General features: G+C 70.8%; 11 protein-coding genes, 1 pseudogene and 2 riboswitches. Of the genes and pseudogenes, 4 read left to right on the top strand and 8 right to left on the bottom strand.

All coding sequences use genetic code 11. The features are described from left to right. Positions 1–66 precede the first annotated feature (66 nt). Positions 67–1,443 carry a copper-containing nitrite reductase gene (gene nirK / locus JG616_RS03300; RefSeq protein WP_199361109.1) on the bottom strand — a complete coding sequence of 459 codons (1,377 nt, stop codon included), beginning with the start codon at positions 1,441–1,443 and terminating at the stop codon, positions 67–69. Between the two features lie 196 nt (positions 1,444–1,639). Between nirK and JG616_RS03295 the strand changes: the two genes are divergently transcribed. The 3 genes from JG616_RS03295 to JG616_RS03285 all read left to right on the top strand — a co-directional run bounded on the left by JG616_RS03295 (position 1,640) and on the right by JG616_RS03285 (position 4,859). Next, entirely contained in the window at positions 1,640–2,035 is a 396-nt protein-coding gene (locus JG616_RS03295; protein ID WP_199391672.1) for a DUF2946 family protein, read from the top strand. 72 nt (positions 2,036–2,107) lie between these two features. Next, on the top strand, positions 2,108–4,207 hold the full coding sequence (locus JG616_RS03290; protein ID WP_199391671.1) for a TonB-dependent copper receptor: 2,100 nt from the start codon (positions 2,108–2,110) through the stop codon (positions 4,205–4,207). A gap of 118 nt (positions 4,208–4,325) precedes the next feature. Further along, on the top strand, positions 4,326–4,859 hold the full coding sequence (locus JG616_RS03285) for a hypothetical protein (protein ID WP_199391670.1): 534 nt from the start codon (positions 4,326–4,328) through the stop codon (positions 4,857–4,859). 48 nt (positions 4,860–4,907) lie between these two features. Here the strand turns inward: JG616_RS03285 and egtD are convergent, their stop codons facing one another. The 4 genes and pseudogenes from egtD to gcvP all read right to left on the bottom strand — a co-directional run bounded on the left by egtD (position 4,908) and on the right by gcvP (position 12,379). Beyond that, entirely contained in the window at positions 4,908–5,867 is a 960-nt protein-coding gene (egtD, locus tag JG616_RS03280; RefSeq protein WP_199391975.1) for an L-histidine N(alpha)-methyltransferase, read from the bottom strand. Beyond that, positions 5,864–7,111 (bottom strand): ergothioneine biosynthesis protein EgtB, encoded by a 1,248-nt coding sequence (locus tag JG616_RS03275; protein WP_199391669.1) that lies wholly within the window; start codon positions 7,109–7,111, stop codon positions 5,864–5,866. The genes egtD and JG616_RS03275 overlap by 4 nt, the downstream gene beginning before the upstream one ends. Before the next feature lie 2 nt (positions 7,112–7,113). Then, positions 7,114–9,191 (bottom strand): annotated as a pseudogene (locus JG616_RS03270) (catalase). 299 nt (positions 9,192–9,490) lie between these two features. After that, a complete protein-coding gene (gene gcvP, locus JG616_RS03265; RefSeq protein WP_199391668.1) occupies positions 9,491–12,379 on the bottom strand; it encodes an aminomethyl-transferring glycine dehydrogenase in 2,889 nt (962 codons plus the stop codon). A 51-nt stretch (positions 12,380–12,430) separates the two neighbouring features. Continuing rightward, positions 12,431–12,522, bottom strand: a riboswitch (glycine riboswitch). After that, a riboswitch (glycine riboswitch) is annotated at positions 12,523–12,616 on the bottom strand. Between the two features lie 171 nt (positions 12,617–12,787). Between gcvP and JG616_RS03260 the strand changes: the two genes are divergently transcribed. Next, a complete protein-coding gene (locus JG616_RS03260; RefSeq protein ID WP_199391667.1) occupies positions 12,788–14,038 on the top strand; it encodes a multidrug effflux MFS transporter in 1,251 nt (416 codons plus the stop codon). 15 nt (positions 14,039–14,053) lie between these two features. On the opposite strand, the gene JG616_RS03255 is transcribed toward JG616_RS03260, so the two are convergent. From JG616_RS03255 to JG616_RS03245, 3 genes are read right to left on the bottom strand one after another with little or no spacing between them, the layout of a single operon-like run. Next, positions 14,054–14,710, bottom strand: a complete 657-nt coding sequence (locus tag JG616_RS03255) for a HAMP domain-containing sensor histidine kinase (protein ID WP_199391666.1) — start codon at positions 14,708–14,710, stop codon at positions 14,054–14,056. Further along, positions 14,711–16,480, bottom strand: a complete 1,770-nt coding sequence (locus JG616_RS03250) for a response regulator (RefSeq protein WP_199391665.1) — start codon at positions 16,478–16,480, stop codon at positions 14,711–14,713. After that, on the bottom strand, positions 16,465–21,060 hold the full coding sequence (locus tag JG616_RS03245; protein ID WP_235972858.1) for a HAMP domain-containing protein: 4,596 nt from the start codon (positions 21,058–21,060) through the stop codon (positions 16,465–16,467). The genes JG616_RS03250 and JG616_RS03245 overlap by 16 nt, the downstream gene beginning before the upstream one ends. Positions 21,061–21,119 lie beyond the last annotated feature (59 nt).

The raw sequence follows: 21,119 nt of genomic DNA, 5'->3' as shown, positions 1-21,119 counted from the left end.
GACAGGCACGAAAAAAGACGGCCCCGCATGTGCGGGGCCGTCCGTGTTGCTGGAGCCGCGGACCGGTCAGTGGCCGGACGATGCGTCGATCTTCTCGCTCGTGTCGAAGATCGTCGGATCCGCCTCGCCGGTGACGGTCAGGAATCCGGCCAGGCCCTTCTCGGCGCGGGACAGCGCGTGGTCGACCAGGATGTACTTGCCGGGGTAGTCGACCTTGAACTCGACCATCGTCGCGCCACCCGGGGGCACCAGCGTGGTCTGCACGTCCTTCAGCGGCGGGCTGGTGAACGAGGCCAGGTCGTAGACCCGGTCGAACACTTCGCCGATCAGGTGGAAGCTCGACACCAGGTTCGGGCCGCCGACGCCGAAGAAGATGCGCACTTCCTCACCCACCACGGCGTTCATGTTGAAGGTCTTGGTGAGGGCGTTCATCGAACCGTTGAACATCAGGTGCTCGGGCTTCTCGTCGAGCAGCTTGTCGACCGAGAACTCCTGCAGGCCGCTGGAACCGTGCTTCTGCGCGGTGTAGAGCTCGCCCTGCATGACGTAGTACTCCTTGTCGACCTTGGGCAGGCCGCCCTCGGGTTCGACCAGGATCATTCCGTACATGCCGTTGGAGATGTGGTGGGCGATCATCGGCGTGGCGCAGTGGTAGACGAACAGGCCCGGGTGCAGCGCCTTGAAGGTGAAGCTCTTGGTCTCGCCGGGGCGCACCTGGGTCACCGCCGCGCCGCCGCCGGGGCCGGTCACCGAGTGGAAGTCGACCGAGTGGATGTTGATGCTGTCCTCGGCGTTCTTCAGGTTGATCGTCACCGTGTCGCCCTGGCGGATGCGCAGGAACGGGCCCGGGACCGTGTTGTCGAAGGTCCAGTAGCGGTAGGTGCTGCCGTCGGACAGCTGGCCCTCCACTTCCGTGGTCAGCAGGTCGTAGGTGATGTGCTTGGGTGCGCGGTCGCCCACCGGCTCGCCGACCTGCGCCGGGTCCTTGGCGACGTCGATCGCCGTGCTCACCACTTCCTTGACGTCACCGACGATCAGCTTGCCGAACATGCCGGCGAGCTTGTGGCCCGGGATCGTGCACAGGTACTCGAACGCACCGCCCTTGGTGGCGCGGAACACGATCGTGGTGGCGGCGCCTTCGCCGATCACCTGGTCGGACTGCGCGCCGAACTCGGGCACCGCGATGTCATGCATCGCGCCGTCGGCGTTGGTCAGCGTGATCGCGACCACCGCGCCTTCGGGCACGCGCAGGTCGGGGTTGACCTGGTCCTTGATCGGGCCGGCGTTGCCGATGAACACCATCTGCCCGTCCTGGATCGCGGTACGCAGGCTGAAGGTGACGTCGGCGACGGGGGTAACCGAGGACGGGCCCTGGGCGGCGACGTCGTGCGGGATGAAACCGCCTGCGGCGGCGAGTGCGAACATCAGGACCAGGTTTCTCATGGCGGGTTTCCTTGCGGGTTGACTGAGCCGTTGGGGCTGGGGAGCGCGTGCTCCTTCGCCGATGGGACGCACGTTAATGACACGCGGACCGCGGCTCCATGACCTGGATCAAGCGCATACGCGGTGGTACGGAAATGGCGGCTGCTTGACCTGGGTCAGGGGCGGCGCGCCGGTCGATTCCGATAATCCGTCCACGATGAACGCGCGTGCATTCCAGGAGTGGATCGGTCGGCTGGCACTGCTGGCGGCGCTGATGCTCGTGGCGGTGCCCACCGCCGGTCGCCTGGTCCACGTGGCCAGCGGAGCGGCGCACGACGCGGGCGCGCATTCGGCGCTCCAGGCTGGCCACCACGCGCACGCCGCCACCGCCGCACCGGACGCCGGTGCGCCGGGCGCGCCGCTCGCCGCCCCGGGCGATGCCGACTGCGACTACTGCCCGCTGCTGTCCTCGCTGCTCGCCACCACGCGGTTCGCGACGACACCCGCGGCCGTTCTGCCGCCAACCACCAGGCCCGCCAGCCCCGCCGCGCCGCGGCTGCCATGGCTGCATCCCAGCGGGCTCGGCTCCCGCGGTCCGCCGCGCCTCGGCTGACGGCCGCCCCGCGCGCCGCGTCCCGCCGCGCGCATCCGAAACCCCCTGTGTCTGTCCCATGGAGCTACCGCCATGTCGGTCCGCTATTGCCCCTCGATCCGTTCGTCCTGCCTCTTCATCGCCATCGTCGCCGCGCTTGCCAGCCCCGTGCTCCTCGCCAACGACGTGGCCGGCGGTGATTCCGCCACCGATCCGCTGCGCACCGTCGACTTCGACGCGATGGTGGTCACCGCCGCCGCGCCGGTGTCCGCGCTCACCTGGGAAACAAGCCCGAAGCTCCCCCGCCAGCCGGTGCCCGCCAGCGACGGCGCCGACTACCTCAAGACCATCCCGGGCTTCAGCACCGTGCGCAACGGCGGCAGCAACGGCGACCCGGTGCTGCGCGGCATGTTCGGCTCGCGCCTCAACCTGCTCACCAACGACGGCGCGATGCCCGGCGCCTGTCCGTCGCGGATGGACAACGCCATGTCCTACATCGCGCCCGAGACCTATGACGCGCTGGTGGTGACCAAGGGTCCGCAGACCGTGCTCTGGGGTCCGGGCGCATCGGCCGGCACGGTGCGCTTCGAGCGCGACCGCGAGTACTTCGCCGAGCCGGCGTTCAAGTTCGCCGGCAGCGCGCTCGGCGGCAGCTGGGGCCGCAACGACCAGGTGGTGGATGCGACGTATGGCGCCCCGCTGGGCTATGCGCGGGTCAGCGCCAACCGCTCCGAGTCCGGCGACTACGACGACGGCAACGGCGACCGCGTCGGTTCGGCCTGGAAGAAGTGGAACGCCGACCTCGCGCTGGGCTGGACGCCCGACGCGGACACGCTGCTCGAGCTCGGCCTGGGCATCGGCGACGGCCAGGCGCGCTACGCCACCCGCGGCATGGACGGCAGCCGGTTCGACCGCACCAACACCAGCCTGCGCTTCGAGAGGTCCAACCTCGAGCTCGGCGCCCTCCAGGCATTCGAGGCCAGCCTGTTCCACAACGTGGCCGACCACGTGATGGACAACTACAGCCTGCGCGATCCCAACCCGGCCGGCGCCATGCCGATGCCGATGGCCTCGAACGTGGAGCGCAGCACCACCGGCGGACGCGCGGCGGCCACCTGGCGCGGCGCGGCCTTCGAGCTGGTCACCGGCATCGACGCCCAGGACAGCCGCCACCGCCGCCGCAGCGCGATGGGCCGCGGCGCCTACCTGGCGGTGCCGTGGACGGTGGACGCGCGCTTCGACAACCTCGGCGCCTTCGCCGAGGGCACCTGGTTCCAGGGCGAGCGCAACCGCTGGATCGCGGGCGCGCGCGTCGATCGCGCGGGCGCCGAGGACGGTCGGGCCAGCATCGCCGGCGGCCACGGCGGGCATGCGATGCCCAATCCCACCGCCGGCCAGTCGCGCGAGGAGACGCTCAACGCGGGCTTCGTCCGCTTCGAGCAGGACGTCGACAAGACCCTGAGCTGGTACGCCGGCATCGGCCACACCGAGCGCATGCCCGACTACTGGGAGCTGTTCTCGGCCAACGCCGGCCCCGCGGGCGCGGTCAACGCCTTCGCCGGCCTGGACACCGAGAAGACCACCCAGCTCGACGTCGGCCTGCAGTACCGCGGCGCGCGCTTCGATGCCTGGGTCTCGGCCTACGCCGGGCGCGTCGACGACTTCATCCAGTTCCGCTACACCAGCGGAATGATGGGCGCGCGCTCGACGGTGTCGAACATCGACGCGCAGACCAGCGGCGCCGAGCTGGGCCTGGAGTTCCGGCCCTCGGACAGCTGGAAGCTCGGTGGAAGCCTGGCCTATGCCCGCGGCAAGGACCGCGACAGCGGACGCCCGCTGCCGCAGATGCCGCCGCTGGAAGGCCGCTTCAGCGCCGACTGGACCAGCGGCAGCTGGTCGGCCGGTGCGCTGGTGCGCGTGGCCGACGGCCAGGACCGCGTCGCGGAGGGCTACGGCAACGTGGTCGGCCAGGACATCGGTCCCAGCGCGGGCTTCGCGACGCTGGCGCTCAACGCCGGCTACCGCTTCGACAGCGGCGTGCAGCTGACCGCGGGCGTCGACAACCTGTTCGACCGCGCCTACAGCGAGCACCTCAACCTCGCCGGCAACGCCGACTTCGGCTATCCGGCCGACGCGGTGCGCATCAACGAGCCCGGCCGCACGCTGTGGGTGCGCATGGGCTACAGCTGGTGAGCGCCGCCACGGACCGCACCCTGCGTTGCGCGGCCATTGCCGCTTGCGCCATGATCGGGCGCAGTCCGTGGAGGAGGGTGCCGATGTCCGATCGCATGCAGTGCAACGGGGTGGAAGGGTGAGCCTGGAGATCGTGCCGGTCTGGAAGCAGGTGACGCCCGAGCTGTCGTCGGAGCTGATCGCGCTGTGGGCGCGCAACCGGGCGCTTCCCGATCCGACCAAGGCCGCCGAGCGCGCGTCGCAGGCGGTGGCGATCGGCCGCGACGCCGACAGCGGTGCGATCTGGGGCGTGGGCACGGCGGTGCTGGGCATCGTGCCGTCGTTCGGCCAGCCGACCTACCTGTACCGGCAGTTCTTCGACGTCGGCGTGCGTGGCCTCAAGCAGACCATGCCGTTCCTCAATTGCATCCGCGACACGCTCGAGGCATACAACGCTTCGCTGCCGAAACCCGAAGCGGTGGGCGTGATGATCGAGCTGCAGAACGACGAGATGGCCCAGCGCTACCGCGACATGTTCGAGGAGGAGGCGCGGGCGCACTTCATCGGCTGGTCGCCGCGCGGCAGGCAGCTGCGGATGATGTACTTCAAGGGGGCGAAGATCATGCTGGCGCCCGAGGTGGTGCCGCGCCAGCGGCCGGACGTCGTTTCCTGAGCCAGGCGGCGCGTGGCGCGCGGCCGGGTTCCGCGCCCGGGCGCGGGATCACGCGCGGCGCAGCAGCCGCAGCGCGAACCAGTCGTCCGGGTCGTTCCAGCCGTCCACCACGCGCAGCCCGGCATCGGCGGCCAGCGCGGCGATGCGCGCATCGGTGTACTTCTGGCTCTGCTCCACCTGCATCTCCTCGCCGCGCGCGAACGCGAACGCCTGGCCTTCGACCGTCACCACCTGCGCGCGCAGGCTTTCCAGCGTGGTCACGATGCGTCCCTCGTCGCGCAGGTAGCGCGCGCGGTGGGCGAAGCCCGCGGGGTCGAAGTCGCAGCCCAGGTCGCGGTTGAGGCGGTGCAGCAGGTTGAGGGTGAACGCGGCGGTCACGCCGGCGTCGTCGTTGTAAGCGGCCTCGATGATCGCCGGGTCCTTTTCGAGGTCCAGCCCGAGCAGCGCGGCGCCGTCGCCGCCCATGGTGTCGCGCATCGCGGCGAGCAGGCGCACCGACTCGTCGCGGGTGAAGTTGCCCAGGGTGGAGCCGGGGAAGAACACCAGCGCCGAGGCCGCGGCGCGCGCAGGCACGGGCAGCGGCACCGGCCGGGTGAAATCGGCCAGCACCGGCAGCACCTCGACGTCGTCGAACTCGCGGTCCAGGCGGCGTGCGCTGGCGGTCAGCGCCGAGCGCGAGATCTCGATCGGCGTGTACGCGACCGGATCGACCAGCGCGTCCAGCAGCAGGCGCGTCTTGCGCCCGCTGCCGCTGCCGTACTCCACCACGTGCGCGCGCGGGCCGACCGCACGCGCGATGTCCGCGCCGTGGTCGGCGAGCATCGCCAGTTCGATCCGCGTGGGGTAGTACTCGGGCTGGCAGGTGATGGCCTCGAACAGCTCGGAGCCGCGCTGGTCGTAGAAATACTTCGACGGCAGCCGCCGGGGCGACGACGCCAGGCCGCGGAGCACGTCGCCGGCGATGTCGTCGTCGCTGGGATGCAGGTCGGTGATGCGGGGTGTGTTCACGCGGGATCCCTGGCCAAGCGCAGGCCCGAGAACTGCCAGCGCGCATGGGGTGCGAAGAAGTTGCGGTAGGTCCCGCGGGCGTGGCCCGGCGGCGTCGCACGGCTGCCGCCGCGCAGGACCAGCTGGCCGCTCATGAACTTGCCGTTGTATTCCCCGAGCGTGCCGGCCAGGGGGCGGAAGCCGGGATAGGCGCCGTAGGCGCTCGAGGTCCATTCCCAGCACTGGCCGACGCCCTGGAGCGCGGCGGCGCTGGCCTCCCATTCGGCCTCGGTGGGCAGGCGCGCGCCGGCCCAGCGGGCAAACGCATCGGCCTCGTAGTGGCTGAGATGGCGCACCGCCGCCCCGGGATCGCGCGCCTGCCAGCCGGCGAGGGTGAACTCGCGCACGCCGTCGGCGTGCCAGTACAGCGGGCGCTGCGAGCCTCCATGCTGGAGCTGGTCCCAGCCATCGCTCAGCCACAGGCTCGGCGTGCGGTAGCCGCCGTCGGCGACGAAGGCGGCGTAGCTGGCGTTTTCGACGGGCCGGGCAGCGATCGCGTGGGCGGCAAGCAGCACGCGGTGGCGCGGGGTTTCGTTGTCGTAGGCGAAGTCGGCGCTAGCCGATGGCCAGGCGGGCGCGCCCACGGTGATGATCGATTCGTCGCGCGCGAGCCATTGGGCGCCACTGCGATGTGCAGCGTCGCCGGCCTGCCAGGCGTCGCCGGAAGGCCAGGCGTCCAGCGCCGTACCGGGGTCCGGCCCCGCCGGCGCATACGCCGGCTGCAGCGGACTGGTCCAGAACGCGTGCTTGATGTCGGTCAGCAGCAGCTCCTGGTGCTGCTCCTCGTGATGGGTGCCGAGGACCAGCACGTCGCGCGCTTCCGGCCCCAGTTCGTCGCGCGCAAGACGGGCGAGGACGCGGTCATCCGTCCGGCGGCGCCAGGCCAGCACCTCGGACAGCGTAGGCCGCGAGACCAGGCCGCGTTCGGCGCGCGCGTGCCGCGGGCCGGCGCCCACGTAGTAGCTGTTGAACAGGAAGTCCCAGCCGGCGGGCATGTCCCCCGGCGCATCACCGAGGACGAAGCGGGAGAAGAACCAGGTGGTGTGGGCCAGGTGCCACTTCGCCGGGCTGGCGTCGGGCATCGACTGCAGCTGGGCGTCCTCGGGCGAGAGCGGGGCGGCAAGGGCGACGGTGCGCGAGCGTACCGAGGCGTAGCGGTCGGCCGGGTCCGGCCGGGCGACCGCGTCGCTGCCTGCGCCGGACATGCTCAGGCCAGCGTGCGCAGGGTGGGCTCGCGCGCCCACTGACGAAGCTTCGCCGCTTCGATGAACGCCTGCACCTGGCCGGCATCGACGATGCCCGGGTCGCGGCCGACGTTGCCCGCCTCGAGCAGGGGCAAGGCGCCGGCATCGAAGGCGATGGCCTTCAGGTGCGCCCAGGCGTTGGACACGAAATCCACCGCCGCGGACTCCATGGCGAGTGCCTTCCCTGCGTCATCGGACAGCACCACCGCCACCGCGTCGAAGACCTGCGAGGGCGTGCCGGCGAGGTGCCCGTCCGCCGGCTGCTTCCTGCCGTCCGACAGCGTGGCGCCCCCGAGCCTGGGCGCCACGACCTTGACCGTGGCGCCCGCCGCTTCCGCGGCGTCGCGCAGCGCCTCGAACGCGGCGGCATCGCTGCCCTCGTCGACCAGGATGCCGACGCAGCGCCCCTGCAGGGTCGCCTTCATGCGTCCGATGATGCGCACTTCCGGCGCCGCCGGCAGGTCCTGCGCCGGCATCGCCGCGGGCGGCGCCGCCGGCAGCGCGTCGAGGCCGAGGCCGTCGGCCACGCGGGTGGCGAGCGCCTCGTCGACGTTGCGCAGCTGGCCGACCATGCGTTCGCGGACCTTGGGCGTCTCGACCTTGGACAGCTCGAACACCAGGGCCGAGGCGAGGTGCGCCTGCTCGGGCGCCTCCAGGCTGCGGAAGAACATGCGTGCCTGGCTGAAGTGGTCGGCGAAGCTCTCCGGCCGCACGCGGCCCTTGACCCCGTCGTCGGCCGCGGGATGGCTGCGGAAGCCCGCGCGCGCGTCGGCGCGCGGACTGTCGTCCTGCAGCGAGCTGGTTCATAATTGACCCGCCCCCGCGGCACCTGCATCTGCATGTGGCCGTCGCGCTGGTGATTGGCGAAGGGGCACTTGGGCTGGTTGACAGGGATCTGGTGGAAGTTCGGGCCGCCCAGGCGGATCAGCTGCGTGTCCAGGTAGGAGAACAGACGGCCCTGCAGCAGCGGGTCGTTGCTGAAGTCGATGCCGGGCACGAGGTTGGCCGGGCAGAACGCCACCTGCTCGGTCTCGGCGAAGAAGTTGTCCGGCCAACGGTCGAGGACCATGCGCCCCACCGTCCGCAGCGGCACCAGCGACTCCGGCACGATCTTGGTCGGGTCGAGGTGGTCGAACGGGAACCCTGCGGCCTCCTCCTCGGTGAACAGCTGCACCGCGAGCGTCCAGGCGGGGAAGTCGCCACGCTGGATGGCCTCGAACAGGTCCCGGCGGTGGTAATCGTTGTCGGCGGCCTGCAGCTTCATCGCCTCGTCCCAGACCGTCGACTGCACGCCCAGCTCCGGTCGCCAGTGGAACTTGACGAAGGTGCTGCGGCCTTCGGCGTCGAGGAAGCGGAAGCTGTGCACCCCGAAGCCCTCCATCGTGCGCAGGGAGCGCGGGATGGTGCGGTCGCTCATGGCCCACATGATCATGTGCATGGATTCGGGCGTGAGCGAGATGAAGTCCCAGAACGTGTCGTGGGCCGCGGTGGCCTGCGGGAAACCACGGTCGGGCTCGGGTTTCACCGCGTGCACCAGGTCGGGGAACTTCATCGCGTCCTGGATGAAGAACACCGGGATGTTGTTGCCGACCAGGTCGTAGTTGCCTTCGCTGGTGTAGAACTTCACGGCGAAGCCGCGCGCGTCGCGCGGGGTGTCGATCGAGCCCTTGCTGCCGGCCACGGTCGAGAAGCGGACGAAGACCGGCGTGCGCGTGCCGACTTCGGTGAAGAGCTTCGCGCGGGTGTACTGCGCCAGCGATTCGTCGAGTTCGAAATAGCCGTGTGCGCCATAGCCCCGGGCATGGACCACGCGCTCGGGAATGCGCTCGTGGTCGAAGTGCATGATCTTTTCGCGGAGGATGAAATCCTCCAGCAGGGTCGGGCCGCGCGGCCCCTGCGTGAGCGAGTTCTGGTTGTCGGCAACCACCACGCCCTGGTTGGTGGTCAGCTGCGGACGACCGTCGCCTGCCTGCTGCTGGTACTCGCCACCCGAGCCGCGCGGCGCATCGGCCTCCGGGTCGCCATCGGCCGGACGGCCCACGCTGCCGGCGGGTTTCCGCGCGGGAGGCCGGGTCGAGGTGGGCGGCTGTGCGCCGGGCGGGGTCGAGGTCGGGGTCCGTGGCCGGGCCATGGGCTGCTCCGCTGCAAGTGAGCGCACATCGTGTCGCGAATGGCGTAAAGCCGGCGTGGGCGCATGCTGGCGGCTCCGGGCGTACGACCGCATGGTCGACGAAGACGGCGCGGGCCGTGGGCCCGCGCATGAGCGTGGTGTTCCGCGTGCGTCCGCAGACGCAAGCGGGCTGAGCGGCACGCCGCCCGCGGGGGCGGCGCGCCGGCGGCTCAGGCGACGTCGGGCTCGCTGAACGCCTCGGGCTCGTCCTCGGCCGAGCCGATCGGGATGCAGCTGCAGAACACGTTCTTGTCGCCGTGCACGTTGTCAACGCGCGCCACCGGCGGCCAGTACTTCTGCAGGCGCAGGGACGGCAGCGGGAACACCGCCAGCTCGCGCGGATAGGCGTGGGTCCACTCACTGGCCGAGGCCTGCGCCGCGGTGTGCGGGGCGTGCTTGAGCGGGTTGTCCTCGCGGTCCAGGCGGCCGTCCTCGATCGCGCGGATCTCGTCGCGGATCTGGATCATGGCGTCGATGAAGCGGTCGAGCTCGTGCAGCGATTCGCTCTCGGTCGGCTCCACCATCAGCGTGCCCGAGACCGGGAAGCTCAGCGTGGGCGCGTGGAAGCCGAAGTCGATCAGGCGCTTGGCGACGTCCTCGGCACCGACGCCGGTGCGGTCCTTGAGCGGGCGCAGGTCGAGGATGCATTCGTGCGCGACCAGGCCGTTGCGGCCGGTGTACAGGGTGGGGTAGTGCGGCTCGAGGCGCTTGGCGACGTAGTTGGCGTTGAGCAGGGCGACCTGGGTCGCGCGGCGCAGGCCTTCGGCGCCCATCATCACGATGTACATCCAGCTGATCGGAAGGATGCTGGCCGAGCCGTGCGTGGCCGCCGAGACCATGCCGACCTCGCCCTCGCCGCCGAAGGCGCGCGGCAGGAAGGGCGCGAGGTGCGACTTCACCGCACAGGGTCCGACGCCGGGGCCGCCGCCGCCGTGCGGGATGCAGAAGGTCTTGTGCAGGTTGAGGTGGCTGACGTCCGAGCCCCACTTGCCCGGGCGCGCCACGCCGCAGAGGGCGTTCATGTTGGCGCCGTCGGTATACACCTGGCCGCCATGCGTGTGGACGATCTCGCAGATCTCGACCACGTCCTCCTCGAACACCCCGTGCGTGGAGGGATAGGTGATCATGATCGCGGCCAGGCGGTCGGAGTATTTCTCCGCCTTGGCACGGATGTCGGCGACGTCGACGTTGCCGTTCGCGTCGCAGCGGGTCACCACCACGGTCATGCCGACCATCTGCGCCGAGGCCGGGTTGGTGCCGTGCGCCGACTCGGGGATCAGGCAGATGTCGCGGTGGCCTTCGCCCTTCGAGGCGAGGTAGGCACGGATCGCCAGCAGGCCGGCGAACTCGCCCTGGGCGCCGGAGTTGGGCTGGAAGCTGACCGCGTCATAGCCGGTGATCTCGGCCAGCATCGCCTCCAGGCCGTCGATCAGCACCGTGTAGCCTTCGGCCTGGTCGGCCGGCGCCAGCGGGTGGATCTGGCTGAACTCCGGCCAGGTGATCGGGATCATCTCGGCGGTCGCGTTGAGCTTCATGGTGCACGAGCCCAGCGGGATCATCGTGCGGTCCATGGCCAGGTCCTTGTCGGCCAGAGCACGCATGTAGCGCAGCAGTTCGTGCTCGCTGTGGTGGGTGTTGAACACCGGGTGGGTCATGAAGCGGCTGGTGCGCAGCAGGCCGGCCGGCAGGGCGTCGGCGGTCGCCGAGTCGAGCGCGTCGATGTCGTCGACCTGGCCGCCGAACAGCGCGGCGAGCGCGGCCACGTCCTCGCGGGTGGTGGTCTCGTCGAGGCTGATGCCGACGCCGCCGTCGTCGATCATGCGCAGGTTGATGCGTGCCTCGCGCGCTTTCGCGTGCACGGCGGCGGCGTCGATGCCGCTCACGTGCAGGGTGTCGAAGAAGTCGCCGCCCACGCTGGCGCCGGCCTTGCGCAGGGCTTCGGCCAGGATCGCGGTGTAGCGGTGCACGCGGCGCGCGATGCGCGTCAGCCCGTCGGGGCCGTGGTAGACCGCGTACATCGACGCCATCACCGCCAGCAGCACCTGCGCGGTGCAGATGTTGGACGTGGCCTTCTCGCGGCGGATGTGCTGCTCGCGGGTCTGCAGGGTGAGGCGGTAGGCGGGGTTGCCCTCGGCATCGACCGACACGCCGATCAGGCGGCCCGGCATCGAACGCTTGAACGCGTCGCGGCAGGCCATGTAGCCCGCGTGCGGGCCGCCGAAGCCGAAGGGCACGCCGAAGCGCTGGGTGTTGCCGACGACGATGTCCGCGCCCCATTCGCCCGGCGCGGCGATCAGGGTCAGCGCCAGCAGGTCGGCGGCCACGGTCACCACGCCGCCGCGCGCATGCACGGCCTCGGCCACGGCGCGGTAGTCGTGGATGCGGCCGAAGGTGTCCGGGTACTGCAGCAGCACGCCGTAGCTGTCGACCGTGGCGGCATCGGCGTCGTCGCCGACGTGCAGCTCGATGTCGAGGCCGCCGGCGCGGGTGCGCAGCACCTCGAGCGTCTGCGGATGCACGTTCTTCGACACGAAGAAGACGTTGGACTTCGACTTCGCCGAGCGCTTGGCCAGGGTCATCGCCTCGGCCGCGGCGGTGGCCTCGTCGAGCAGGGACGCGTTGGCGATCTCCATGCCGGTGAGGTCGGCCAGCATGGTCTGGAAGTTGATCAGCGCCTCCATGCGGCCCTGCGAGATCTCCGCCTGGTAGGGCGTGTAGGCCGTGTACCAGGCCGGGTTCTCGAGGATGTTGCGCAGGATGACGTTGGGCACGTGGGTGCCGTAATAGCCCTGGCCGATGAAGCTGCGGAACACGGTGTTCCGGTCGGCGATCGCGCGGATCTTCGCCAGCGCGTCGACCTCGGTCATCGGCGGCGGCAGGGCCAGCGCGTCGCCGGAGCGGATCGAGCCGGGGACGATGGCGTCGGTCATCGCGTCGAGCGATTCGTGGCCGACCACGCGCAGCATCTGCGCGATCTCGTCCGCGTTGGGGCCGATGTGGCGTTCCACGAACGCGTCGTGATGCTCGAGCGAGCGGAGGGAGGCAGGCTGCTTGGACATGGCTATGGACTCTGGCGGGCGCGAAGGGGCCGCGTGCACGCACGCGGGGCGCCCCTCTGTCCTTTTGCCTGAGAGTTCGGGACGGGGTGCGAGCCCCATCCATGCACCTTCGGCGCCGGGTTTGACCGGTCTCTCCAGAGTTGTCCCCGCCGGCGGTACGTGGGCCTGAGCGATTACGGGCGTTGCGCCTTCGGCAGCCGGTCCGTGGACGTGGACGGCTTCTCCCGCTGGAGGGTCTTGCCCGGGGATTATAGCCCGCCGCCTGCTGTAGGAGCGGCTACAGCCGCGATCGCCCTTGCTGTGACGTCCCGCCATCGCGGCTGTAGCCGCTCCTACAGGGGTAGGCGGGTAGCCGGTATCCTTGTCGGCTCCGCCTTGTCCGCGCCGGCCCCGTGCCGGCGCCTGCCCATGCCTCCGCACCTCCCCAAGTCCATGGGCCGGCTGGCCCTGCTGCTGGCCGGCCTGTCGATGTTCGGCCCGTTCTCGATCGACGCCATCTTCCCGGCGTTCCCGGCCATGGGCGCCTCGCTGGGCGCCGACAAGCTGGCCATGCAGCAGACGATCAGCGCCTATCTGGTCGCCTACGCCGCCATGAGCCTGCTGCACGGGCCGCTCTCGGACGCCCTGGGCCGGCGTCGGGTCATCCTGGCCGGCCTGGTCGTGTTCATCGGCGCCTCGGTGGGCTGCGCGCTGGCCGACGACCTGCCGACCATGCTTGCCTTCCGCGCGCTGCAGGGCCTGTCGGCCGGCGTGGGCCTGATCGTGGGCCGCGCGGTGATCCGCGACGTGCTGCACGGCGACGACGCCCAGCGCCTGATGAGCCAGGTGTCGATGATCTTCGGCATCGCGCCGGCGATCGCGCCGGTGATCGGCGGCTGGATCCTGGGCGTGGGCGAGTGGCACGACATCTTCTGGTTCCTGGTCGGCTTCGCGGTGCTGCTGCTCGCGGCCACCTGGGCCTGGCTGCCCGAGACCCATCCGGCGGAGAACCGCAGCGCGCTTGCGCCGCGCAGCATGCTGCGCGACTACGCGCTGATCCTCGGCAACCGCCGCTTCCAGCGCCTGGCCGCGGCCGGCGCGCTGAACTTCGCCGCGCTGTTCCTCTACATCGCCTCGGCGCCGGCCTTCGTGCTCGACCTGCTGAAGCTCGACGAGCGCAGCTTCGCCTGGTTCTTCGCGCCGATGATCGGCGGGATGATGCTGGGCGCCTTCACCTCCGGGCGGGTCGCCGGGCGCATGGCGCACGCGGTGCAGGTCAACATCGGCTTCGCCTGCTGCGGACTGGCGGCGGCCGGCAACGTCGCCTACGGCCTGCTGGTCGACGTTCCGACGGTGCCGTGGGCCGTGTTGCCGGTGGCCCTGAACGCGTTCGGCGTCGCGATGGTTTTCCCGGTGCTGACGCTGGCGATCCTCGACATGTATCCGCGCCAGCGCGGCTCGGCCTCGTCGCTGCAGGCCTTCACCAGCCTGGCGCTCAACGCCGTGGTGGCCGGCCTGCTGTCGCCGATGGTCAGCGGCTCGACCGCGAGCCTGGCCATCGCCGCGGGCCTGTTCACCCTGGGCGGCTGGCTGGTCTGGCGGCTGGAGCGCTACCGCATCCGCCGCCTGCCGGCGGGGCAATGCGAACCTGGCATGCCGGATCCGGCGGAACACGTCTGAGGCCGTTGCCCCGCGTCAGCCAGGGACGGCCGGCAGCTCGAGCACGAATTCGAGCGCGTCCGCACCGCTGGCATGGGCCAGCAGCCGGCCACCGTGGGCGCGGGCGATGGCCGAGGCCACCACCAGGCCCAGTCCCAGCGCGCCATCCGGCGGATCGGGATGCGGAGATTCGAGCAGCGAGGCGGCCAGCGCGTCGGACGCGTCGGGGCAGCGGGCGGTGCAGGCCATGCGCAGGCCCGTGGCCGAACGCTCGATCCGCGCCTCGACCGGTGTGGTGCAGCCCCGCGCCGCCTGCAGGCCGAGGAGGGCATCGAACAGCTGGCCCAGGCGCCGGCCGTCGCCCTCGACCTCGAGCTGCCCCGCGTCGGGGGCGAAGTCCACCCGCGGCGGCCGCGCCGGCAGGCGCGCGATCGCATCGGCCACCAGCATGCCGACGTCGACGACCTCCTGGCTGGCGACCAGGCCGCCGCGGTCCGCCTGCACCAGGTCGCTGAACTCGTCGATCATCGCGCCCAGGCGCTGCGCCTGGCGGTCGAGCACGGCGAGCAGCTCGTCGCGCTGGCCGGCATCCACGCCCGGCGCGCGCAGCAGGTAGACGGCGGTCTGGATCGGCGACAGCGGCCCACGCAGGTCGTGTGCCAGCCGGTCGAGCCAGGTCCTGTCGAGCGGCACTCAGGCCTCCCCGCGCCGCTGGCCGGCGGCGGTGCAGAGGCGCTGCACGGCGTCGAGCCGCGGCGGCTTGACCAGGTGCTCGTCGAAGCCGGCCTCGCGCGTGCGTTCGCGGTCGGCCGGCTGTCCCCAGCCGGTGACCGCGACAATGGCCGGGGAGGGCGCGCGGCCGCGCAGGCTGCGCGCGATGTCGTAGCCGCTGCGCCCGGGCATGCCGATGTCGAGGAAGACCACGTCGGGCGCGAAACGCTCGACTTCGGCTTCCACCAGCAGCGGATCGTGGACCTCGGCGGTTTCGTGGCCGAGCAGGCGCACCATCATCGCCAGGGTGCTGGCCGCGTCGTGGTTGTCGTCGACCACCAGGACGCGGGTCGGGGCGGCGGGCGCGAGCGCGGCGGCGACCGCGGCGACCGTCGGCACCGGGACCCGGCTGGCCGGCAGCGTGGCTTCCGGGCGCCACGGCAGGTGCACGCGGAAGACGCAGCCCAGGCCCAGTCCGTCACTCTCCACCTCGACGCGCCCCTGGTGCATCTCGGTGATCTTCTGTACCAGGGTCAGGCCGATGCCCAGGCCACCGTGCGAGCGCTCGACCGTGGTGTCGACCTGGCGGAACACCTCGAAGATGTCCTCCAGCTGGTCGCTCTCCAGTCCGATGCCGGTGTCGCGGATGCTCACGGCCACCTCGCCGCGCGCCTCGTCCAGCGCGGCCTCGAGCTCGATGCGGCTGCCGGGGTCGGAGTACTTGGCGGCGTTGTTGAGCAGGTTGGCGAAGACCTGCGCCAGGCGCGCGTGGTCGGCCTGCAGGACCACGTCCTGTCCCGGCAGCTGCATCGCAAAGCGATGGCCGCCGGCATCGAGCCAGGGCCGGGCGATCTCGACCGCGCCGGAGAGCACGTCGGCGAGCGCGACAGGGTCCGGTCGAAGCGCGAGCTTGCCCTGGCTGACGCGGGCGATGTCCAGCAGGTCGTCGATCAGCCGGACCAGGAGATCCAGCTGCCGCTCCATGGTGTCCTGCAGCGCATCGGCCGCGCCGCCGCCCTGCAGGCGGCGGATGCCGAGCGCGTTCTGCAGCGGCGCCAGCGGGTTGCGCAGTTCGTGCGCGAGGGTGGCGAGGAACACGTTCTTGCGCTGGTCCACGCCGCGCAGGCGCTCCTCGGCGCGTGCGCGCTCGGCGACTTCCTTCTGCAGCTCCGAGTTGCGGCTGGCCAGCGCCTCGTTCGCCAGGCGCAGCGATTCGTTGAGGGCCTCGAGCTCGCGTGCCTTCTCTCGTTGCAGCTCCTGGTTGCGCGCGGCCAGGCTGGCGTTGAGCGCCTCGAGCTCTTGCCGCTTGCGGTAGAGCTCGACCAGCACCTCGACCTTGCTGCGCAGGATCTCGGGGATCACCGGCACCATGACGTAGTCGACCGCGCCCAGCTGGTAGCCCTGCAGCCGGTCCATCTCCGACAGGTTGACCGCGGTGACGAAGATGATCGGCGTCTTCTCGTAGCGCGGGTGCTGGTGCACCAGGGCCGCGGTCTCGAAGCCGTCCATGTCGGGCATGTTCACGTCGAGCAGGATCAGCGCGTAGTCGTCCTCCATCAGCCGCTTCAGTGCTTCGCGCCCTGACCTGGCCTGCACCAGGCATTCACCCAGCGGTTCGAGGATCGCCGTGTAGGTGAGCAGCCGCGCGGGCTGGTCGTCGACCAGCAGGATGCGCACCGGCTCGATCGCCGGGGCGGGCAGGCCGGTGCGCGCGGCGGCGACGTGGGCGTCGCGGCTCAACGACGCAGCCATTGCCGCAGCACCCCCAGGAGTTCGTCGGTGATCACCGGCTTGGCCAGGTAGCCGGATGCGCCGGCCTCCAGGCACTTCTCGCGGTCGCCCTTCATCGCCTTGGCGGTGATCGCGATGATCGGCAGCGTGCGCAGCGCCGGCACCTGGCGGATCGCGCGCATCGTTTCGTAGCCGTCCATGCCGGGCATCATGATGTCCATCAGCACCAGGTCGACCTCGGCGCCATTGGACACCCGGGCGATGGCGTCCTGGCCGTTTCCGGCGGTGACCACCTGCATGCCGTGGCGTTCGAGCACGCTGGACATGGCGAAGATGTTGCGCACGTCGTCGTCGACCACGAGCACGCGCCGGTCGACCAGGGTGTCGTCCAGCGGCGCGGCTTCGCCCCGCTGGGCGGCGCCCCGCTCGCGGTCGGCAGGCGCCAGCAGCGGCGGCTCGACGGCCGGGCGCTCGCGCCCGGGTGTCCGCGGCGCGCGCAGCGCCACGAGCTGGCCGCCCGCGGCGTAATGCAGCGGCAGGTAGAGCGTGAAGGTGCTGCCGCGGCCGGCCTCGCTGCGCAGCTGCAGTTCGCCGCCGAGCAGGCCGGCGATCTCGCGGCTGATCGCGAGCCCGAGCCCGGTGCCGCCGTATTGCCGCGAGGTGCCCGCGTCGGCCTGCTGGAAGGCTTCGAAGACGATCCGCTGCTTGTCCCCCGAGATGCCGATGCCGGTGTCGCTGACCTCGATGGCGACCACGGTGCCGGCCTCGCGCAGGGTGGCGTTGTCCGGCGACCACCCCGACGCCGCCTTGAACGCGCGCATCCGCACGCTGCCCTGCGGCGTGAACTTGAGCGCGTTCGACAGCAGGTTCTTCAGGATCTGCTGCAGGCGCTTGGGGTCGGTGCTCAGCGCCGGGCCAAGCTCGGGGTCGAGTTCGATGCTGAAGTCGAGCTCGCGGCGCTCGGCCTCGTGGCCGAAGGCGCGCAGGAGGTTGTCGCGCAGATGGGCGAACTGGACGGTCTCGCTTTCGACGGTCACCGTTCCCGACTCGATCTTGGACAGGTCGAGGATGTCGCTGATCAGGTTCAGCAGGTCGGTGCCGGCGGCGTGGATGGTCTTGGCGAACTCGACCTGGCGCCCGCTGAGGTTGTCGCCAGGATTTTCCGCCAGCTGCTGCCCCAGGATCAGGATCGAATTGAGCGGCGTGCGCAGCTCGTGCGACATGTTGGCCAGGAATTCGGACTTGTAGCGCGAGGTCAGCGCAAGCTCCGCGGCCTTTTCCTCCAGCTCGCGGCGCGCGTGCTCGATCTGGCGGTTCTTGGTCTCCACCTCGGCCTTCTGCTCGGCCAGCATGTGCGCCTTGAGCGCGATCTCCTCGTTGGTCTGCTGCAGCTCGTCCTGCTGCGCCTGCAGCTCGCCCGCGAGCTGCTGCGACTGCGAGAGCAGGCGCTCGGTGCGCATCGTCGACTCGATGGTGTTGAGCACGATGCCGATGCTGCCCGACAGCTGCTCGAGGAAGATCCGCTGCGACGGGGTGAAGCCGGCCAGCGTCGCCAGTTCCAGCACCGCCTTGACCTGGCGCTCGAACAGCACCGGCAGCACGATCACGTTGCGCGGCACGGCGTTGAGCAGCCCGGACTCGATCTGCACCGAGCCCGGCGGCACGTCGTCGATCAGGATCAGCCGGCCTTCGGCCGCGCACTGCCCGACCAGGCCTTCGCCGAACGCGAGGGTCCCCGGCTGCGGCGCGCCCGGCGCATCGGCATAGCGCGCCAGCTGGCGCAGCCGCGGCTGGCTGGCGTCGTCGGATTCGACGACGTAGATCAGCCCCTGCTGCGCGCCGACCAGGACCGCGAGCTCGGACAGCAGCATCTGGCCCAGGGTCTGCAGGTCGCGCTGGCCCTGCATCATGCCGCTGAACTTGGCCAGGTTGGTCTTCAGCCAGTCCTGCTCGCTGTTCGACTCGGTGGTCGCGCGCAGGGTGCCGATCATCAGGTTCATGTTGTCCTTGAGATCGGCGAGTTCGCCGCGGACATCGACCGTGATCGAGCGGGTGAGGTCGCCCTGGGTCACCGCGGTGGCGACCTCGGCGATCGCGCGCACCTGGGTGGTGAGGTTGGCCGCGAGCTGGTTGACGTTGGCGGTGAGGTCCTTCCAGATGCCGGCGGTGCCGGGCACCTTGGCCTGGCCGCCCAGCCGGCCTTCGACGCCGACCTCGCGCGCGACCGTCGTGACCTGGTCGGCGAAGATCGCCAGCGTGTCGGTCATGCCGTTGATGGTGTCGGCCAGCTCGGCAATCTCGCCCTTGGCTTCCACGGTCAGCTTCTGCTGCAGGTCGCCGGTGGCGACCGCGGTGACGACCTTGGCGATGCCGCGCACCTGCGCGGTGAGGTTGGTCGCCATCGAGTTGACGTTGTCGGTCAGGTCCTTCCAGGTGCCGGCCACGCCCGGCACCTGCGCCTGGCCACCGAGCTTGCCCTCGGTGCCGACCTCGCGCGCGACGCGGGTGACTTCGGCGGCGAAGCCGTTGAGCTGGTCCACCATCGTGTTGAGCGTGTCCTTCAGCTGCAGGATCTCGCCCTGCGCGTCGACCGCGATCTTGCGCGACAGGTCGCCGCGTGCAACCGACGTTGCCACTTCCGCGATGTTGCGCACCTGGGTGGTCAGGTTGGTCGCCATCGAGTTGACGTTGTCGGTGAGGTCCTTCCAGGTGCCGGCCACGCCCGGCACCTGCGCCTGGCCGCCGAGCTTGCCTTCGGTGCCGACCTCGCGCGCCACGCGCGTGACCTCGGCGGCGAAGCCGTTGAGCTGGTCGACCATCGTGTTGATGGTGTCCTTGAGCTGCAGGATCTCGCCCTGCGCATCGACCGCGATCTTGCGCGACAGGTCGCCGCGCGCCACCGCCGTGGTCACCTCGGCGATGTTGCGCACCTGGGTGGTCAGGTTGGTGGCCATCGAGTTGACGTTGTCGGTGAGGTCCTTCCAGGTGCCGGCGACGCCCGGAACCTGGGCCTGGCCGCCGAGTTCGCCCTCGGTGCCGACCTCGCGCGCCACGCGGGTCACCTCGGCGGCGAAGCCGTTGAGCTGGTCGACCATCGTGTTGATGGTCTCCTTGAGCTGCAGGATCTCGCCCTGCGCGTCGACCGCGATCTTGCGCGACAGGTCGCCCTTCGCCACCGCCGTGGTCACCTCGGCGATGTTGCGCACCTGGCTGGTGAGGTTGGACGCCATGGCGTTGACCGAGTCGGTCAGGTCGGCCCAGGTGCCGTCGACGCCGGGGACCTGCGCCTGGCCACCGAGCTTGCCTTCCGTGCCAACCTCGCGCGCCACGCGGGTGACCTCGGCGGCGAAGCTGTTGAGCTGGTCGACCATCGTGTTGATGGTGTCCTTCAGCTCGGCGATCTCGCCGCGCACGTCGACGGTGATCTTGCGCGACAGGTCGCCCTTGGCCACCGCGGTGGTGACCTCGGCGATGTTGCGCACCTGGCTGGTCAGGTTGGACGCCATCGAGTTGACGTGGTCGGTCAGGTCCTTCCAGGTACCGGCGACGTCGGGCACCTGGGCCTGGCCGCCGAGCTTGCCCTCGGTGCCGACCTCGCGCGCCACGCGGGTGACTTCCGCCGCGAAGCCGTTGAGCTGGTCGACCATCGTGTTGATGGTCTCCTTGAGCTGGGCGATCTCGCCGCGCACGTCGACGGTGATCTTGCGCGACAGGTCGCCGCGCGCCACCGCGGTGGTGACCTCGGCGATGTTGCGCACCTGGCTGGTCAGGTTCGACGCCATCGCGTTGACCGAATCGGTGAGGTCCTTCCAGGTGCCGGCGACGCCGGGCACGATCGCCTGGCCGCCGAGCTTGCCTTCGGTGCCGACCTCGCGCGCCACGCGCGTCACTTCCGAGGCGAAACCGCGCAGCTGGTCGACCATCGTGTTGATGGCTTCCTTCAGCTGCAGGATCTCGCCGCGCACGTCCACGGTGATCTTGCGCGAGAGGTCGCCGTTGGCGACCGCGATGGTCACCTCGGCGATGTTGCGCACCTGCGCGGTGAGGTTGGAGGCCATCTGGTTGACGGAGTCGGTGAGCTCCTTCCAGACGCCGGAGACGCCGGCCACCTTGGCCTGGCCGCCAAGCCGCCCGGCGGTTCCCACCTCGAGCGCGACGCGGGTGACCTCCGAGCTGAACTCGCCCATCTGCTCGATCATGCGGTTGACGATCGTCGCCGAGCGCATGAACTCGCCCTGCAGCGGGCGTCCGTCGGCCTCGAGCGGGACGCTGCGGGTCAGGTCGCCCTTGGCGACGCCGGCGATGGCCTCGGTGATCGTGGCCACCGGCCGCACCAGGTCGTCGACCAGCTCGTTGAACGAATCCTCCATGCCGCCCCAGGAGCCATGGCGGTTCGGCAGCCCGATGCGCTGCCGGGTCAGGCCTTCGCGGCCAACCTTCTCGCCGACGCGCGCCAGTTCGAGCGCGAGTCCGCGGTTGCTGCGCGCGACGGTGTTGAACGCGTCGGCGAGGCGCCCCTCGAGGCCCTCCCAGTGGCCCGGGAGCTCCACCGAGAAATCGCCCTGGGCCATCGCCTGCAGCGCCGAGAGCATCTGCTGCATGGCGCTGTCGGAGCCGCCCCGGGCGTCATCATGTTCCGGGGCGCTGCTGCGCTCCCGGG

Source organism: Luteimonas sp. MC1895 (genome assembly GCF_016457215.1).
In the GTDB taxonomy this organism is placed as follows: domain Bacteria; phylum Pseudomonadota; class Gammaproteobacteria; order Xanthomonadales; family Xanthomonadaceae; genus Luteimonas.
This window is presented reverse-complemented; position numbering and strand designations above follow the sequence as displayed.

Coding starts and splice junctions, on each gene's coding strand:
- JG616_RS03245 (WP_235972858.1), bottom strand. CDS start 21,060: ATGCAGCAGATGCTCTCGGCGCTGCAGGCGATGGCCCAGGGCGATTTC.
- JG616_RS03250 (WP_199391665.1), bottom strand. CDS start 16,480: ATGGCTGCGTCGTTGAGCCGCGACGCCCACGTCGCCGCCGCGCGCACC.
- JG616_RS03260 (WP_199391667.1), top strand. CDS start 12,788: ATGCCTCCGCACCTCCCCAAGTCCATGGGCCGGCTGGCCCTGCTGCTG.
- JG616_RS03290 (WP_199391671.1), top strand. CDS start 2,108: ATGTCGGTCCGCTATTGCCCCTCGATCCGTTCGTCCTGCCTCTTCATC.
- nirK (WP_199361109.1), bottom strand. CDS start 1,443: ATGAGAAACCTGGTCCTGATGTTCGCACTCGCCGCCGCAGGCGGTTTC.
- gcvP (WP_199391668.1), bottom strand. CDS start 12,379: ATGTCCAAGCAGCCTGCCTCCCTCCGCTCGCTCGAGCATCACGACGCG.
- JG616_RS03295 (WP_199391672.1), top strand. CDS start 1,640: ATGAACGCGCGTGCATTCCAGGAGTGGATCGGTCGGCTGGCACTGCTG.
- JG616_RS03275 (WP_199391669.1), bottom strand. CDS start 7,111: ATGTCCGGCGCAGGCAGCGACGCGGTCGCCCGGCCGGACCCGGCCGAC.